Annotated in this window: 14 protein-coding genes; 12 read left to right on the top strand and 2 right to left on the bottom strand. The window is 52.7% G+C overall.

The window, feature by feature from the left end; all coding sequences use genetic code 11:
• The first annotated feature begins 22 nt into the window (after positions 1–22).
• The 9 genes from ligA to FIU95_RS12650 all read left to right on the top strand — a co-directional run bounded on the left by ligA (position 23) and on the right by FIU95_RS12650 (position 10720).
• Positions 23–2074 carry an NAD-dependent DNA ligase LigA gene (ligA, locus tag FIU95_RS12690; RefSeq protein ID WP_152454127.1) on the top strand — a complete coding sequence of 684 codons (2052 nt, stop codon included), beginning with the start codon at positions 23–25 and terminating at the stop codon, positions 2072–2074.
• A gap of 212 nt (positions 2075–2286) precedes the next feature.
• Positions 2287–2721, top strand: a complete 435-nt coding sequence (locus tag FIU95_RS12685) for a hypothetical protein (protein WP_152456343.1) — start codon at positions 2287–2289, stop codon at positions 2719–2721.
• Between the two features lie 316 nt (positions 2722–3037).
• Positions 3038–3484 (top strand): DUF4399 domain-containing protein, encoded by a 447-nt coding sequence (locus tag FIU95_RS12680; protein ID WP_172975393.1) that lies wholly within the window; start codon positions 3038–3040, stop codon positions 3482–3484.
• A gap of 58 nt (positions 3485–3542) precedes the next feature.
• Complete coding sequence (locus tag FIU95_RS12675; RefSeq protein WP_152454126.1) at positions 3543–4931, top strand: aspartate ammonia-lyase; 1389 nt, start codon at positions 3543–3545, stop codon at positions 4929–4931.
• 337 nt (positions 4932–5268) lie between these two features.
• A complete protein-coding gene (locus FIU95_RS12670; RefSeq protein WP_152454125.1) occupies positions 5269–5469 on the top strand; it encodes a hypothetical protein in 201 nt (66 codons plus the stop codon).
• A 4-nt stretch (positions 5470–5473) separates the two neighbouring features.
• Positions 5474–6544: an AraC family transcriptional regulator gene (locus FIU95_RS12665; protein ID WP_152454124.1), complete on the top strand. Its 1071-nt coding sequence runs from the start codon at positions 5474–5476 to the stop codon at positions 6542–6544.
• 176 nt (positions 6545–6720) lie between these two features.
• Complete coding sequence (locus FIU95_RS12660; RefSeq protein ID WP_152454123.1) at positions 6721–8514, top strand: acyl-CoA dehydrogenase C-terminal domain-containing protein; 1794 nt, start codon at positions 6721–6723, stop codon at positions 8512–8514.
• An 83-nt stretch (positions 8515–8597) separates the two neighbouring features.
• Positions 8598–8936 (top strand): SCP2 sterol-binding domain-containing protein, encoded by a 339-nt coding sequence (locus tag FIU95_RS12655; protein WP_152454122.1) that lies wholly within the window; start codon positions 8598–8600, stop codon positions 8934–8936.
• Between the two features lie 149 nt (positions 8937–9085).
• Positions 9086–10720, top strand: coding sequence for an AMP-binding protein (locus FIU95_RS12650; RefSeq protein ID WP_152454121.1), 1635 nt, complete (start codon positions 9086–9088; stop codon positions 10718–10720).
• A gap of 404 nt (positions 10721–11124) precedes the next feature.
• Here the strand turns inward: FIU95_RS12650 and FIU95_RS12645 are convergent, their stop codons facing one another.
• Positions 11125–12888 carry a M28 family metallopeptidase gene (locus FIU95_RS12645; protein WP_152454120.1) on the bottom strand — a complete coding sequence of 588 codons (1764 nt, stop codon included), beginning with the start codon at positions 12886–12888 and terminating at the stop codon, positions 11125–11127.
• Between the two features lie 178 nt (positions 12889–13066).
• Positions 13067–14269, bottom strand: a complete 1203-nt coding sequence (locus tag FIU95_RS12640; protein WP_152454119.1) for a phosphatidylinositol-specific phospholipase C domain-containing protein — start codon at positions 14267–14269, stop codon at positions 13067–13069.
• An 80-nt stretch (positions 14270–14349) separates the two neighbouring features.
• Between FIU95_RS12640 and FIU95_RS21160 the strand changes: the two genes are divergently transcribed.
• The 3 genes from FIU95_RS21160 to FIU95_RS12630 all read left to right on the top strand — a co-directional run bounded on the left by FIU95_RS21160 (position 14350) and on the right by FIU95_RS12630 (position 16425).
• Positions 14350–14511 (top strand): hypothetical protein, encoded by a 162-nt coding sequence (locus FIU95_RS21160; protein WP_172975392.1) that lies wholly within the window; start codon positions 14350–14352, stop codon positions 14509–14511.
• Positions 14512–14543: 32 nt separating this feature from the next.
• On the top strand, positions 14544–14744 hold the full coding sequence (locus FIU95_RS12635) for a hypothetical protein (protein ID WP_152454118.1): 201 nt from the start codon (positions 14544–14546) through the stop codon (positions 14742–14744).
• A gap of 151 nt (positions 14745–14895) precedes the next feature.
• Positions 14896–16425, top strand: a complete 1530-nt coding sequence (locus tag FIU95_RS12630; protein ID WP_152454117.1) for an MFS transporter — start codon at positions 14896–14898, stop codon at positions 16423–16425.
• The last annotated feature ends 168 nt before the right edge of the window (positions 16426–16593 follow it).

Raw genomic sequence — 16593 nt, 5'->3', positions numbered from 1 at the left:
TTTATTTTCACTCGAATAGTCGATGACCAATCAAACCATTCCCCAGTCGATGCGCGAGCGGGTGCAGGCCCTGCACGAGCTGCTCCTCAAGGCCAACTATCAATATTATGTGTTGGATAACCCCGAATTGCCCGATGCGGAGTACGACCGCCGCCTGAGAGAGCTGCAGGATATAGAGCGGCAATACCCGGAGTTACTGAGCCCGGACTCACCTACTCAGCGGGTCGGCGCAGAGCCGCTGTCTTCTTTTACTGAAGTGCGCCATGAAGTGCCCATGCTTTCTCTGGACAATGCCTTCAGTGATGAGGAGCTGCTGGAGTTTGATCGCCGGGTGAGAGACCGCCTGAATAGCAAGGGCGCAATCGAATATGCCTGCGAACCCAAGCTGGATGGTATCGCTATCAGTCTGCTCTACCGCGATGGCATTTTAGAGCGTGCGGCGACCCGTGGTGATGGCACCACCGGTGAAGATATTACCCAGAATGTGCGCACCGTGGGCTCGGTGCCGCTGCGTTTGCGGGTAGGGAAGGGGATTGCAAACTACCCGGCTGTGCTGGAAGTGCGTGGTGAAATCTATATGCCCAAGGCGGGCTTTGCCGAGTTAAACCGCAAGGCTGCGGCCGCAGGGGAGAAGCTGTTCGTCAATCCACGCAACGCGGCGGCGGGCAGTCTTAGGCAGCTCGATTCCCGCATTACCGCACGGCGCCCGCTTGAGCTTTGTGTCTATGGCACTGGGCTGGTCGAGGGGGCCTCTCTGCCGGAAGAGCACCTGGCAACGCTCGAGCTGCTGGGGCAGTGGGGGTTTCGGGTGAATAGCGAAATGCGTGTGGCAGCGGATATCCAGGCCTGCATTGAATACCACCGCGAACTCGGCGAGAAGCGCGAGGGCTTGCCCTACGATATCGATGGCATTGTGTTTAAGGTGAATAGCATTCCCCTGCAGCGCCGCCTGGGCTTTGTCGCCAGGGCGCCGCGCTGGGCCATGGCCTACAAATTTCCCGCACAGGAAGAAATGACCGAGCTTCTGGATGTGGAGTTTCAGGTGGGGCGCACCGGTGCCGTGACCCCGGTGGCCCGTCTCAAACCGGTGTTTGTCGGCGGGGTGACTGTCTCCAATGCCACTTTGCACAATCGCGATGAAATCCAGCGCCTCGGCGTGATGATCGGCGATACTGTGGTGATTCGCCGCGCTGGGGATGTGATTCCACAGGTGGTTTCGGTTGTGGAGAGCAAGCGTCCGAAAGATGCCCGTGTCATTGAGTTTCCAGCGCACTGCCCGGTGTGTGATTCGCCCGTGGAGTCCACTCCCGGAGAGGCGGTTGCACGCTGCAGTGGTGGTTTGATTTGCAGCGCCCAGCGCAAGCAGGCGATCAAACACTTCGCTTCGCGCAAGGCGATGGATATCGATGGCCTGGGGGACAAATTGGTGGAGCAGTTGGTGGATGAGGGGCTGCTGCACTCGGTTTCCGGCCTCTATCACCTGGATCTCGAACAGGTTGCCGGGCTCGAGCGCATGGGACAAAAGTCCGCACAAAACCTACTCGATGCCCTGGAGCGCAGCAAAGATACCACCCTGCCTAAATTCCTTTACGCCCTGGGTATTCGCGAAGTGGGGGAGGCGACTGCGCGTAACCTGGCACGTCACTTCGGCTCCCTTGAATCGTTAATGGCGGCCAGTGAAGAGGCGTTGCAGGAGGTGGAAGATGTGGGGCCTGTTGTTGCTCATTTTGTTGCCGAGTTCTTCCAGCAATCCCATGCTCAGGAGGAGATAGAAGCCCTGCGCCAGGCCGGTGTGCACTGGGCGGTGGAAGAAACTGGTGTTGAAGAACAACCCCTGGCGGGCCAGACCTGGGTGCTGACCGGAAAGCTGGAAACCCTTTCCCGCAGCGAGGCCAAAGACTACCTGCAGCGTCTCGGTGCCAAGGTGGCCGGTAGTGTCTCTGCAAAAACCCATCATGTTGTCGCGGGCCCCGGCGCCGGTTCAAAATTGAATAAAGCGCGGGAGTTGGATATTCCGGTGATGGATGAAGAGGGGCTGATGGAAATGTTGCGTCAGCGGGGCTTTGAAATTTAACGTTAGGTACGCGGGCACTGTGAAGCAGTGCTCGCACTTTCCGTTAAACCGCACAAACCCTGAATAAATAAATCGGCGAAGCTTAGGGCAACGCTAATGAACGTCTGTGGAGTTATGGCTTTCTGGTCGCTTCGCCGTTAAAGTGCATCTTCTAGATCTTTTTTGCCCTGGGTACCTGATGTCCGGCGGCGCTGTGGTAAGGAATGGAATTAATGCTTCAGGGCGATCAGGAATCCATAGTCTACGGTTGTATCAAGGACAGTAATAGCCTTGCCGGCGGCAGCGAACGCCGTCGTATCAATCGCAATGCAGTATTGGCGCTACCCAGTGCAGACGAGTGGCCTTTTCTCTGTCGCGACATGTTCTCCATTCCCACCATCAAGATGAAGCAGTCCCAATACCAAACGGATGTCATCCATTTTGGTGCCTCCTACCGTGCTGTAGAGTATGAATGGGATATGTGGATTCAGAAGTTTGAGGAATTGCTGAGGAGCATGTACTGGGTTTCCGCCACGGTACATTTAGAGACCGAGCTCTCCGGGGTGCATTCCTTTAGTTGGGAGGCCGCGGGTCTCTACCACGAGCCCGGCAGTGGTGATATGCAGGTGCGCTGCGAGTGGACTCAGGAGGGGCGGGTGAGTGTCTAGCAGGGCTCGCTCTTGGGGGGGGGCAGCCCCCTGCATACTAATCCCCTCCCATAGTGCTTCCCGCACTCTCTAAGGCTTCTTTATAGTTTTCTTCTCATCGTCTTCTCCTGTGCACCAGCCTTTTCGCGAGGCATCAGTCACAGATTTCGGGCCCTTGTTCCAGTTCGACAACTATATTCCCTGAAACCCCCTTTCAGTGGGACTTTGGTCTGGTAAAGTGCTGTTTGCCATCCCACCGCAGAATGTGGGTTTGGCGGGCTGTTCAGCCAGATGATAAGAATTGGCGCTGCAGGCGCCTTATCAGGAAGGAAATATTATGTTCAAAGCGAACTCTCTACTTTTCGCCAGTGCCTTGATGTTGTCGCCGCTGCTGCAGGCTGCAGAACATGGCAGCAAGACCGAAGCCGCGGAAAAGGCTCCACAACAAGCCAAGCTCTATATTATCTCCCCGAAAGATGGTGAAAAGGTGCCGCAGACATTTACTGTGAGGTTTGGCCTGTCTGGTATGGGCGTCGCTCCAGCGGGCGTGCAGCGCGATAACACCGGCCATCACCATCTGCTGATCGATGTGGATGATATGCCTGATCTGAGTAAGCCCCTGCCGGCGACTGATAAAATTATCCACTTCGGTGGCGGGCAGACAGAAACTCAGGTGACCTTGCCGCCTGGCAAGCATACGCTACAACTGGTGTTAGGTAACTACATGCACGTGCCGCATGAAAACCCGATAGTGTCGAAGAAAATTACTGTAGTCGTCGAGTAATCACCGGCAAATTCCACTTTTCTGAATGGTGCACAGGAGTGCACCCTGAGAGATATAAATGGGCGACAAATACCGCATTGAAAAGGACAGTCTCGGCGAAATTCAAGTGCCACAGGAGGCGCTTTATGGGGCTCAGACCCAGCGCGCCGTAGAGAATTTCCCAGTCAGTGGCAAGCCCCTGCCCACTGAATTTCTCCAGGCCATAGTGCTAATTAAAAAGTCTGCGGCCGAGGCCAACAGGGATCTGGGGTTGCTCGATAAAGCGCGGGCAACCGCGATAATCGCTGCCTGTGACCGTCTTGGCGATGAGGAATATGTGCACCATTTTCCTGTGGATATTTACCAAACCGGTTCCGGCACCAGTTCCAATATGAATGTGAACGAGGTGCTGGCGCACCTTGCCGCAGAGGGGAATGATCTGTCCATCAGTCCCAATGATCATGTCAATATGAGCCAGAGCAGTAATGACGTGGTTCCCACGGCGATACATGTATCGGCTCTGCTCGCAGTGCGCGACAAGCTGCTGCCGGCACTGCGCAATCTTCATACCGGGATATGCGATAAGAGCGCTGAACTGGAAAACGTGGTCAAAACGGGGCGAACCCACTTGATGGATGCGGTTCCCATCACTATGGCCCAAGAGCTAAGTGGTTGGGCAGCACAGGTGGAAGCCTGTCGAGAGCGTATTCGCGGTTGTATGCCTCGCTTGGCTCAGTTGGCCCAGGGCGGCACGGCGGTGGGCACTGGTCTCAATGCGCACACCGACTTTGCCGAGCTTTTCGCGCAAAAGTTGAGTGCGCACACCTCCCAGCAATTCCGTCCTGCGGATAATTTTTTTGAAGCGATTTCCAGCCAGGATACTTCCGTGGAGCTGTCTGGGCAGCTCAAGGTCTTGGCTGTGGCGACGATGAAAATCGCCAATGACCTGCGCTGGATGAACAGCGGTCCCCTGGCCGGTCTCAAGGAAATTGAGCTTAAGGCGCTGCAGCCGGGTAGCAGCATAATGCCCGGCAAGGTGAATCCGGTAATTGCCGAGTCGGCCGCAATGGTGGCAGCCAGGGTGATGGGCAATGACGCAACAATCACAGTGGCTGGGCAGAGTGGCAACTTCCAGCTGAATGTCATGTTGCCTCTAGTAGCCAGCACATTGCTGGAGAGTATCCACTTACTCGCCAACGCCGCACAGCTGCTGGCGGATCGGGCGATCGCGAGTTTCACTGTAAACCGCCCTCATATAGAGGAAACCCTGGGGCGTAACCCCATCCTGGTTACCGCCCTGAATCCGGTCATCGGCTATCTGAAAGCCGCAGAAATTGCCAAGGCGGCCTATAAAAGTGGTCGACCAGTGATGGATGTAGCGCTGGAAATGACCGATCTGGACCGTAAGGCTTTAGAGGAGCTGCTGGACCCTGCACACTTGGCCAAGGGAGGGATAGTGGGCGAATAGCCCCTCTTTAGATCAGGAAAATCAGGCAAAGATGCCGATGCCCAACAGTATCAGGGTAATAATCAATGTCATGAGCATCATCCAGCGAAAGAGGCGCAGCAGGGTGGCCTGATCTTCAGGTTCCAGCATTCTTCTGGGCATTCGCGCCTCCTGCGGCGTTGACAGATACCTGCCGATCCCTCACGATTCGACGCCGCGTCGGTACCTAGGGAACATTTGATTAATTTTGTAATGTTTCTGAGAGGCTTTCAGAGGCTCCACGGTACTGACAATATAATGGTAGCGCCACAAGACGTGGCTATCTCACCTGTTTTGAAATCAATGTATCTAGATCACCATGGCCAATAAAAGTCGCCGCTCCTTTATTACCAGTGTGCTCGCCTGTGTCGCATTTATTGCGGCGGCGATCTATAGCTGGGACCTGCCTGTCAAGGATGTTCTTTATTACCTGGTCCTATTGCTGGCAGCGCTGTTTGTCATTATTGCAGCTGCGATGGGTTTTGGGGCCGTATTGAGCTGGTTGCGCAGGCGAAAGTAAACAGATGGCGGCATCAGAAGAGGACATTCGTATACCCATTGCCTACCTGGAGCGACTGCTAGAGGAGGCGACTCGCCACGGCTGTGATCGTGCGGAGTTGCTTGAGTCGGTCGGTATCGATGAGCAGGAGCTGGAGGGCGTGGCCGCATTTTCGGCTATCAAATACGGCCGTCTTTACCAGCGGGTTATGTGGCTGGCTCAAAATGAGTGGTTTGGCATGCTCAGCGGGGGGCGGGTGCGCTCGGGCTCCTTCCGTTTGTTGTGTATGGCGGTGGTCAATTGCGCAACTTTGCGCCAAGCCATTACGCTCTGTGCCGAGTTTATGGAAATCTGCCGTGGTTTTAAGGTAAAGCCGGAATTACAGGGCGATGAAGCCGGCCGCGTTCGAGTGGAAATCCACGGTATCAGCTCCCTGGAAGCGGGGGAATTTGACCGGCTGCTGGCCTCCACAAGCCCCAGCGTGGTGCGTACCACCTTGGCAGTTTGGCACCGTTTTTACTGCTGGCTGGCGGGGCGTGAAATCCCGCTGGCACGCTTACATTTTTCTTTTCCCTGCCCGGAAGAGTTCCGCAGCCTCGCTCAGAGCGAAGCGGACGAGCTGTCTTTTGAGCAGCCCTTCAATGCCCTCGAGTACGACGCGCGCTATCTCGACTATCCGGTGGTGCAGAGCCCCCAGATGGTGGAGGATTTTATTCGCACAGCGCCCTATCACCTGGTGATCAGCGACGGCAGTGCCAACAGTATCAAAACCAAGGTTAAAACCATCCTCAATCGGGATGTGAGTGAATCTATGCCCGCCGCCGAAGCTGTGGCGGATCGGCTCAATATGTCGGTGACAACTTTGCGCCGCCGCCTGCAGCAAGAGGGCACTTCCTACCAGAAGTTGAAAGATGAGTGCCGTATGGAAGCCGCCTTCCATTATCTGAGCTGCCCGGATCTGTCTAATGGGCAAATTGCCGAGATGCTTGGATTCGATGAATCCAGCGCCTTTTTCCGCGCTTTTAAAAAGTGGACTGGGATTACGCCAGGCGAGTATCGCCGTGGCGGCCGCGCCGCTGCCGGCTTGGATATTTGACTGGGCTGGTCACATTTTTTCGAATTCCCGCCTCGATTTGTCACCGCTTTGGACGGATTTAGCCATAGAGGGGGCCGCAGCCTTACTACTATGATGAACCAATCTTAGTAATTAGTCACAACTATGACCAGGCAGTTTCTGGCTGGTCTTAACATAACCGAATTGAGGGTATCAGGATGACCGATATCAAAGTGCCACTGCGTGAGATGCGTTTCGTAATGCGCGAGATGCTGGACTCAGATAAGCATTACGAGTCTCTGGGTTTTGAGGAGGCAACTCCTGATGTCGTGGATGCCATCCTGGAAGAGGGTGCCAAGTTCTGTGAAAACGTACTGGCTCCGCTGAATCAGATCGGCGACCAGCAGGGCTGCACCTGGAAAGATGGCGAAGTCACCACTCCAGAAGGCTTTAAAGAAGCTTATCAGCAGTTTGTAGAGGCCGGTTGGCCGGCGCTTCCCCACGACCCCGAATACGGCGGTCAGGGCCTGCCGCCCTCTCTGGGCACCATCATGAGTGAGATGGTGGGTATCGCTAACTGGTCCTGGGGTATGTACCCCGGCCTGTCCCACGGTGCCATGAACACCCTGGAAGAGCACGGTACCGACGAGCAGAAGAGCGTTTACCTGACCAAGCTGGTTGAAGGTAGCTGGACTGGCACTATGTGTCTGACCGAGCCGCACTGTGGCACCGACCTGGGTATCCTGCGCACCAAGGCTGAGCCCAATGCGGATGGCTCCTACGCGATTACCGGCACCAAAATCTTTATCTCCGCCGGCGAGCACGACATGACCGAGAACATCGTGCATATCGTTCTGGCGCGCCTCCCGGATGCCCCTGCGGGCACCAAGGGCATTTCCCTGTTTATCGTACCCAAGTTTGTACCCAATGCCGATGGCTCCCTGGGCGAGCGCAATGGTGTTGTGTGTGGCTCCCTCGAGCACAAAATGGGTATTCATGGTAATGCCACTGCAGTATTAAACTTTGACGGCGCTAAAGGCTTCCTGATTGGCGAGCCGAACAAAGGCCTGAACTACATGTTCACCTTTATGAATACCGCGCGCCTGGGCACCGCTCTGCAGGGCCTGGCCCACTCAGAAATTGGCTTCCAGAAATCCCTGGCATACGCCAAGGACCGCCTGCAAATGCGCTCCCTGTCCGGTGCCAAGAATCCTGAGGGTCCCGCTGACCCGATTATCGTGCACCCCGATGTACGTCGCATGCTGATGACCCAGAAGGCTATCTCTGAAGGCAGCCGCATGCTGGTTGTTACCTGTGCGCAGCTGGTAGATATCACTCATAAAGGTGACGACGAAGCGAAGAAGGAAGCGAATGACCTGCTGGCTTTCCTGACTCCAATCGCCAAGGCATTTATCACCGAAGCCGGTCTTGAATCCGCTAACCTGGGCCTGCAGTGCTTCGGTGGCCACGGCTACATCGCCGAGTGGGGCATGGAGCAGAATGTTCGCGACGCGCGTATCTCCACCATCTACGAAGGCACTACTGGCGTTCAGGCTCTCGACCTGCTGGGCCGCAAGGTATTGATGAGCCAGGGCGAACTGCTGCGTCGCTTCACCAAGAAAGTGCACAAGTTCTGCCAGGCGGAAATCGACAACGAAGCGCTTGCACCTTTCGTTACCAAGCTGCAGGAGCTGAACAAGCAGTGGGGCGATCTGACCCTGCATGTAGGCGGTAAAGCGATGGAAAATCCGGACGAAGTCGGTGCGGCTTCCGTGGATTACCTGATGTTCTCCGGTTACACCGTGCTGGGTTACCTATGGGCACGTGCGGCTAAAATCGCTAACGACAAGCTGGCTGAAGGCACTGCTGAAGCAGATTTCTATAATGCCAAGCTGAAGACTGCCCGCTTCTATTTCGAGCGCATCCTTCCGCGTACCGCTAGCCATGCTGAAACTATGCAGAGTGGCGCGGCCAACCTGATGGACCTGGACGCAGAGCATTTCGCGTTCTAAATCCAACCTCAGCAAAAAACCGCCGGTTTTCACCGGCGGTTTTTTTTACCGGCGCCGAAGTGGCCAATGACGGAGAGATTCCGATGCAATTGCCGGATTCAGTTCAGGAGCGCCTGCGGCGCATAGCTTGTTCATACCCACTTGCTCGGGTACAGTTCAGCCTGCCGGATGCCTGTGACTTTTATGTTTACGTAAAAGGAGCTCCGAATGATCTCGAAGTGGTTTCCGAGTTCGGGCAAACGGAAGAACCGGCACTAATATTGGTAATGGCTAATCACACTTTGAGTGCAATTTTGGATGGCCATTTAAACGCTAGGCATGCCTTTTTGTTGGGAGATGTCCAATACTCTGGAAATACAGAGTTGGCCGCTGCACTGGCAGGTTTGTTTCCTGCGCAGAGTAAAGAGGTAAGCGGGCTTTGAGGGGCATGAATGAGCCTCTTTTTTATTGTCTCGCAACATACTACAAACAATAAATAATTTCTCGCTGGCTCCGAAAGATGGCAGGTTTCGTCTATAAGGACGGGAGAAGTGAGCAAGCGATAACAACAATCAGGAATGGGAGAAGAGAGTTGGACATTGATCGCAGCATTCTCGATGTATTTAAGGGCGCATGCGCCAAATTTAGTGACCGACCGGCTTTCACCTGCCTGGGGCGAACCCTGACCGTTGGTGATATCGATACCCTGAGCGCAAAGTTTGCCTCCTATTTACAAAACCAAACTAATTTAAAGCCCGGCGATCGCATTGCTATCCAGCTGCCCAATGTACTGCAGTATCCTGTGGTTGTTTTTGGTGCTCTGCGTGCCGGACTTGTGGTCGTCAACACTAACCCGCTGTATACGCCGCGAGAGTTAAAGCATCAGCTGAATGATTCCGGTGCCAAGGCGCTGGTAGTACTGGCTAATATCGCCGATACCGCTTCTGTAGTTGTAGATGAAACCAGCGTCGAGAAAGTGATCGTTACCGAGATCGCCGACCTGCACAGCCCTTTAAAGCGGGTTTTGATTAACGGCGTAGCCAAGCACATCAAAAAAATGGTGCCGGAGTTCTCCTTTTCCCAGCAGGTGGATTTCCGTGAGGCTCTCTCCCTCGGTGCACAACAGGCCAGCGAAGATATTGAACGCGCACCAGAAGATATCGCGGTGTTGCAATACACTGGCGGCACCACCGGCGTTGCCAAGGGTGCAATGCTGACCAATCGCAACCTGGTTGCTAATATGCAGCAGGTGCTCGAAGCATTTGGCAGCGGTATGAAAGAAGGTGAGGAGTTCTATATTGCTCCGTTGCCGCTCTACCATATTTACGCTTTTACCATTCATTGCATGTGTCTGTTCTCCACCGGCAACCACTCCCTGCTGATTCCCAATCCGCGCGATATTCCCGGCTTTGTGAAAACCCTGAAAGGACAGCGCTTCACGGGCTTTGTGGGTCTCAATACCCTGTTTAATGGCCTGATGCTGAATAAGGATTTTGCAGAGCTGGATTTCAGTAAACTGCACTCAACAGCTTCCGGTGGTATGGCGCTGACGAGAGATACCGCCAAGCGTTGGGAAGAGCTGACCGGCTGTGTGGTGATGGAAGGTTACGGGATGACGGAAACCTCTCCTGTTGTGTCTTTCAACCCCACTGATGGCGTGCAGCTGGGTACCGTGGGTATCCCGGTTCCGGGAACCGAAGTCAAAGTTGTGGACGAGAACGGTAACGACTTGCCGAACAATTCTCCCGGTGAACTCTGTGTACGTGGTCCTCAGGTAATGAAAGGCTACTGGCAGCGCCCAGAGGCCACCGCTGACACTCTCGATAGCGAAGGCTGGTTGAATACCGGTGATATGGCGGTGATCCAGGACGATGGTTACATCAAAATTGTGGATCGCAAGAAGGACATGATTATTGTGTCTGGCTTCAACGTGTATCCCAATGAGATTGAGGATATTGTCAGTGCCCATCCAAAGGTGACCGAAGCCGCGGCCATTGGTATTCCCGATGAGAAGAGCGGCGAGCTGGTTAAGCTTTTTGTGATTAAGGCGGACCCCTCTCTGACTGAGAAAGAGGTTATCGCTTTCTGTCGCGAAAATATGACGGCTTACAAGGTGCCGAGATCGGTCGAATTCCGCGAAGATCTGCCGAAGACGAATGTTGGCAAGATTCTGCGCCGTGAATTGCGCGAAGAAGAATTGAAGAAGAAGGATGCAGTCGGCGCTTGACCGATAGTTAGCCTGTAAATATTTGGCAGGTTATTGCGACACAAGGATGTGTTGCTGTCGGTCAATTGAGCGGCCCTGGTCCATTAAAATCCCCCACAAACTCCCCCTGTCTGCGTCAGCAATTCCTCGGCGACTATCTCATCGAAAAAGATCTATTCACTGATTGCCGGGTGAGCGATTTCCCTGTGCATGTATGAGGGCTACCCAAAAGCTCCGCTGAAAACAGTGGGGCTTTTTTCTTTGGCTTGTTTTACTCGCAATCGAGATATTCGTTTACCGACGGAGGGAAAGTAAAAAGATTAATCGGGATATTCAGGGCAAGAGGCGATATCGATAAAAAGAGATTGGGCTTCTACTGCGGCGATGCTGGGGTTATCGCCGCAGTAGAAGATTCGACGGGGTATTTATTTGCGGGCTTCGGAACTCGCGTCGCGAATCGCGCGGAACTCGTTGCCCTCATACCAGTTTGGCCAGTCGCGGCTATTGGCTAGCTGCAGACCCAATTTGAGACCAAGCTGCAGATCCATGGCTGAGCCTTTCAGGTTCCAGGAGGGATCATACTCGTCGCCGGGTTTATGGTAATGCTGGCTGACATACTCTGCCCCTTTTGCCTGGGCCCACTCGCGGCCATGCTCAAAATCGTCTGTGCCGGAGTCAAAGTACAGCATGGGTACGCCTTTTTTCGCCAGGCTGAAGTGATCTGAGCGATAGAAGTAGCCGCGCTCCGGGTGCTCTTCCGCAGCCAGGTAGCGGCCCTGTCCCTTGGCTGAAACTTCCAGCAGTTGTTCCAGCTCACTGCTGCCGTAACCGATGACGGTAATGTCACGGGTCGGGCCCAATACGTTCATGGCGTCAAAATTGATGCCGGCGACGGTTTTTTCTAAGGGGGCAACGGGCTTTTCTGCGTAGTACTTGGAACCGAGCAAGCCGGACTCTTCAGCGGTTACCGCAACGAACAGCAGTGAGCGCTCCGGGCGATCCAGCTTTACTGCCTCAGCGGCCATAGCCAACAGGCCGGCAGTGCCAGTGGCGTTATCTACGGCACCGTTAAAGATCTGGTCTTCACCTTCCGCATTTTTGTTAACGCCCAGGTGGTCCCAGTGCGCGGTGTAGACAACCACCTCATCGGGATGCTTGTTGCCTGGCAGTTTGGCGACCACATTACGGGAGTTGGATTTCTGCAGGCTGTTTTTCAGCTCTACGCTAGCAGTAACCCCGAGAGCCTTGGGTTTGAAGCCCTGGGTTTTGGCTGCGTCCATTTCCTTTTGTAGATCCAGGCCTGCTGAACGGAATAGTGCGTTGGCGGCTTGGTTGGTCATCCAGGCTTCAATGGCAACCCGGTCAGCGTTTTTGTTCTCGGCTTCGAGGCTGACTTGTGCCCCAGACCAAGAGCCACTGACCACTTCCCAGGGATAACCGGCAGCACCGGTTTCGTGAATGATGATCGCACCATCGGCACCTTGGCGTGCGGCTTCCTCGAACTTGTAGCTCCAGCGACCGTAATAGGTCATGGCATTGCCATTGAACAGAGCTTCGTCTTTGGTCGCGTAACCGGGGTCATTCACCAAAATGACTGCGGTTTTGCCTTTCATATCCAGGCCGGCGTAGTCATTCCAGTTATTCTCTGGAGCGACAATGCCGTAACCGACAAATACCAGCTCGCTGCTCTCCAGGGAGGAGCCCGCGGTTTGTCTCTGGGTGAAGGCCACCATATCGTCGATCGGTTGCAGCAATTGCTCAAAACCATCGCCCTTGAATGTTAGGGGGGTAGTTTCTATCTCCATTTCCACGATAGGGACTTGTTGGAACCAGCTGGGTTTGCCGGCAGCGTCCATAGCCCCAGGCTCCAGCCCAAGGGCCTTGAACTGATCCGCCAGGTAATTGACAGTGAGTTCTTCACCTTTGGTGGCAGGTGCGCGCCCTTCGAACTTGTCGGAGGCGAGGATCGCAATATGTTTGTGTAGGTCTGCGGCAATCGCATCAACCTGAGCCTGTTCGGCTTCACTGAGAGATAGCTTGGTGTCTGTTGCTTGCTGGTGATCAGTATGGGCTGCGCCGTGATCAGCGTGCGGCTTGGCTGCTTCGGTGGTGCCTTTGCCACAAGCGGTCAGAGCACTGCCGACGGCAATGGCCAAGCCGAGGCGGCGCCAGAGAGTAGGGATTTGCATAATTATGTCCTGTGAGTCTTGCTCAGATGGGGATTATGCACGATATAAAGCAAACTAACGACAGTTCTCAAAGACGCTAGGGAGTATTGAAAGGTTGGGGTAGTTGGCAGGAGAGAAGAGCCCGCGTGATTCACACGGGCCCGAATAAGCATTTATTTGGGAGTGGTTGGAGTGGGGTTTACTCGCTGCGCAGCCACTGCCCTTCATTCGATTGGTCTTGATAGTTAATCCAGACCTTGTCGTAGCCTGTGGCTTCCTTCGCCGCCTTCAAGGCTTGATTGTCTTTACTGTTGGTGGGCACCTCAAAGACATACTGGCTGCCGAGGGCTTGGCAGTTGGCGCTTCCGTAAGCCCAGGGGCCGATAGAGGCGGTAGCCACCCAGCTGCCATCATTCATATTCTTGCAGGCGAAGCTGTATTGATTACTGCAGTTGGAGTCGTTCCAGCGACCATTACCCCACTGCATTGCACAGTCTTCATTATTGAGGTTATTGGGTTCGTTTTGATCCCAGGACCAGATGGCAGCGGCGATACGGCCGTCACTGGTGTTCATATTATCCAGGTTGATAATGTTGTGACCCAGGGCGAAGCCATTGCGCACATCGTTAGTGGTAATTCTCTCGATGCCGCCACTGAAGATTTCGCCAATAGTGCCAATAGTAGTGCTGTCCTCCCAGACGCGTCCGATTTCGCCGAGTCCGGTAAAGGCCATATTCTGCATGCTGGTGTTTCCAGAGCAGCCACCATCCTTCCAGAGTACTACCTGTTTGCCGGCAGCGAGCACCTGGTTCTTGGTGAGGGTGCTGGGGATGCTGTGGCAACCGCCGCTGTAATAGATTTTGTCACCGAATCTGCTGGTTAACTGATCGTAGAGATCCTGGTGGCGGCCATCGGAGTGGTCTTCGATATACAGGATAATCACCTCATCCTGGTTGGCGCTGTCATTTAGCCAGTCCCTCACCTCGTTGAAGCCTTCGGTAGCGTACTTGTCATTCAGGCTGCAGAACCCGTGACAGAGCAGCAGGCGTTTGGGGTAGGAGAAAAGACTCTCCATCTTTGCTGTCCAGTGAACGTCCAGCTCAATAAATCTTGCCCCCAATCGCAACTGATCTTTGATGGAATATTCCTGTTGGGGATCGAGATAGCGACAACCTACAGAAAAGTTACAAGCCCGATAGACTTCTGAATTATAAGAATTATGGGTGCCTAGGATATTGTTTTCACTCATGGGCGTATGGTTGTCGATCTGTCGTTGCAGGTCCAGTGCCCGGCCGGTCCAACTATTTTGAAAATCGGAAATGCTATCCGCCCAAAGTGGAGTGCTGACAAATAGAATGATAGAGATTACCGCCTGAATAAACTGCCTGATAGTATGCTTCATTATTATTCTCCGCAGGTTTTTTTTGAATGTAAGTAACCTTTCCCTTTAGTTTGGTGATTTGAAATGAGGGAAAAGCTTTATTGATTTTTATTGATTTAATTATTATTGGTGGTGCATTGTTGGGTGGGGTTTTTATTGTTTTTTATTTTTTACTATGGATAGGTTCTTCTGTCTATAGAGGGTGGAGCATGTTATTTGTTTTTGCGATTGTTTTTGGTCTAAAGGTCAGTCTGGATGGATAGAAAGTTCAAATATTGAGTTGGGAATGTTTTGTGTGGAGGTTTACTCTCTTTTTTATGTTTCTGCTAAAGCAAAAAATATTCCCCTTCTTGTGAGTTTAGTAGTAGAAGGTTTCGATTTTTGTCTGCGCCACTTTATTTCTCTGATTGTATTGCCTCCTTTAGTTTTCATGGGGCGTATTGCGCCGCAGAGTAATAGTTTTTGGCGTGATTTATCCTGCTCGAGGATTGGTTGAGGTGGCTTTAGCTTGAAAGCTTTGTTGAAAGCGATGAGGTTCTTCTAAAAAAATAAGCTCTACACTTATTCAAACACCAGTAGATATTTTAGGGGTTGGTTGGTCAGTGCTCCCTTTTTGGGGGTGAGGTAAGTGATAGGAGTCGCGAACCATGCAAAGACTCAATAAGTGGACCATTTTACTGGGTTCCTTTCCCGCCACCTTTATTCTGGGCCTGGATTACACCATTGTCAGTATTGCCCTTCCTACAATTCAGCAGAGCCTTGCGGCTACGTTTATCCAGACCCAATGGATTATCAACATTTTCATGCTAATGCTGTGTATCCTGATGGCGAGTATGGGGCGCCTTGGAGATATTGTTGGCTCATTGAAGATGCTTAATATTGGCTGGCTACTGCTCGCGCTTGGTTCCCTACTCGCGGGACTGTCAAATGACCCTTTGTGGTTGATCGTTTGGCGAGGCCTTCAAGGCGTAGCGATTGCGATCATTGTGCCGAATAATATTGCCCTGTTATCCCACAGCTTTGTAGAAAAAGAAGCCGGCTTTGCCATGGGGTGGTGGATGTCTATTTTGGCAATTGGCTTCGCCCTTGGCCCGGTAATTGGTGGCTTCATGTGCCATTTCTTTTCTTGGCGCTCGATTTTTTATATCAACATCCCCTTTGTATTGGCTAGTGCCGCAATAGGGCTCTTTGTCATGAAGAGTCCTCAGAACCTGGATAGGGAAAAGAGCTATATCGATTGGCGTGGTATGATTTTACTCGCACTCAGCGTGGGGTCTCTGGTTTTACTGGTGATAGAAGGACCACAAATTGGATGGTTGAGTTGGCCTATTCTGGTTCTGTTAGGGGTCTCAGTGCTTAGCTTTTGGTTACTTTACCGGATTGAAGTCAAGCTGGAACAGCCGCTCATCCATTTCTCCTATTTTAAAAATCCGCTTTTTTCTGCCTGTGTACTCACTAATTTCAGCCTGCTGGTTTTCCTGATTTCCGCTTTCTTTCTACTACCTTTCTACCTGCATGTTGTGCGTCAGGATACCACGGTAATGTCTGGCCTGATTTTGCTGCCGATCACTCTGGTGATGGCTCTAGTTTCTCCTGTAGCGGGGCGAATGGCGACAAGCCCCAGACCGGCGGTACCCATCTTGATTGGTGTGATATGTATTTTGATCGCCGCTATTGTGATGACTCAATTTTCCACTGATACAAATCTTGTTACGTTGTTATTAGCTTTTGTCCCTTTTGGTATTGCCTGGGGTTTTGTCTTTAGTGCCACTGCGCCCATTGCTATTGGTGCCCTGCCGGCGAATAGTGCTGGTATTGCCACGGGAATGTTGTGGGGTATTCAGAATATTGGCGCTGCCTTAGGGTTGGCTGTAACCGGTACGGTTTTTAGACTATTGGAAAAGCACAATCTATTGTTGCAGATTAAACAGGCGGGCCTGGAAACCACAAAGTTATTTGAAAAATATATCAACTCTATGTTAATGAACCCTGAGCGAGTGGATTACAGTGCGGCGGGCGTATCTGTTCAGTTGCATACTCAAGTAGTCGAAATGTTCGATCGTTCTTTTGCTCAAGCATTCCAATCGGTCATGTGGGGCTTGGTGGTATTTACCTTTCTTTTATTAGTGGCAGTAGCGTTGTTGTTACTAAAAGCACAGCGCTCTCACGCTTTTTAGTTTTACCTTTGATGCCACTAAATATAGTCGTCGTGTACGAATAATAGAATTAAATAAATATACTAATAAAGGGCTGGCTGATTTAATAGCGCGCTTCTTGGGGTAGGCATATTTGTTTAGAGTGAACTAAGTCATCGGGCAACTTGTACACCCGTTAAATTGACTTGG

It is taken from the genome of Microbulbifer sp. THAF38 (assembly GCF_009363535.1).
In the GTDB taxonomy this organism is placed as follows: Bacteria; Pseudomonadota; Gammaproteobacteria; order Pseudomonadales; family Cellvibrionaceae; genus Microbulbifer.
The sequence above is the reverse complement of the archived record's forward strand: the minus strand, read 5'-3'. Positions and strand labels throughout refer to the sequence as shown.

Coding starts and splice junctions, on each gene's coding strand:
- FIU95_RS12640 (WP_152454119.1), bottom strand. CDS start 14,269: ATGAAGCATACTATCAGGCAGTTTATTCAGGCGGTAATCTCTATCATT.
- FIU95_RS12645 (WP_152454120.1), bottom strand. CDS start 12,888: ATGCAAATCCCTACTCTCTGGCGCCGCCTCGGCTTGGCCATTGCCGTC.
- FIU95_RS12675 (WP_152454126.1), top strand. CDS start 3,543: ATGGGCGACAAATACCGCATTGAAAAGGACAGTCTCGGCGAAATTCAA.
- FIU95_RS12685 (WP_152456343.1), top strand. CDS start 2,287: ATGCTTCAGGGCGATCAGGAATCCATAGTCTACGGTTGTATCAAGGAC.
- FIU95_RS12660 (WP_152454123.1), top strand. CDS start 6,721: ATGACCGATATCAAAGTGCCACTGCGTGAGATGCGTTTCGTAATGCGC.
- FIU95_RS12655 (WP_152454122.1), top strand. CDS start 8,598: ATGCAATTGCCGGATTCAGTTCAGGAGCGCCTGCGGCGCATAGCTTGT.
- FIU95_RS12630 (WP_152454117.1), top strand. CDS start 14,896: ATGCAAAGACTCAATAAGTGGACCATTTTACTGGGTTCCTTTCCCGCC.
- FIU95_RS12665 (WP_152454124.1), top strand. CDS start 5,474: ATGGCGGCATCAGAAGAGGACATTCGTATACCCATTGCCTACCTGGAG.
- FIU95_RS12680 (WP_172975393.1), top strand. CDS start 3,038: ATGTTCAAAGCGAACTCTCTACTTTTCGCCAGTGCCTTGATGTTGTCG.
- ligA (WP_152454127.1), top strand. CDS start 23: ATGACCAATCAAACCATTCCCCAGTCGATGCGCGAGCGGGTGCAGGCC.
- FIU95_RS12670 (WP_152454125.1), top strand. CDS start 5,269: ATGGCCAATAAAAGTCGCCGCTCCTTTATTACCAGTGTGCTCGCCTGT.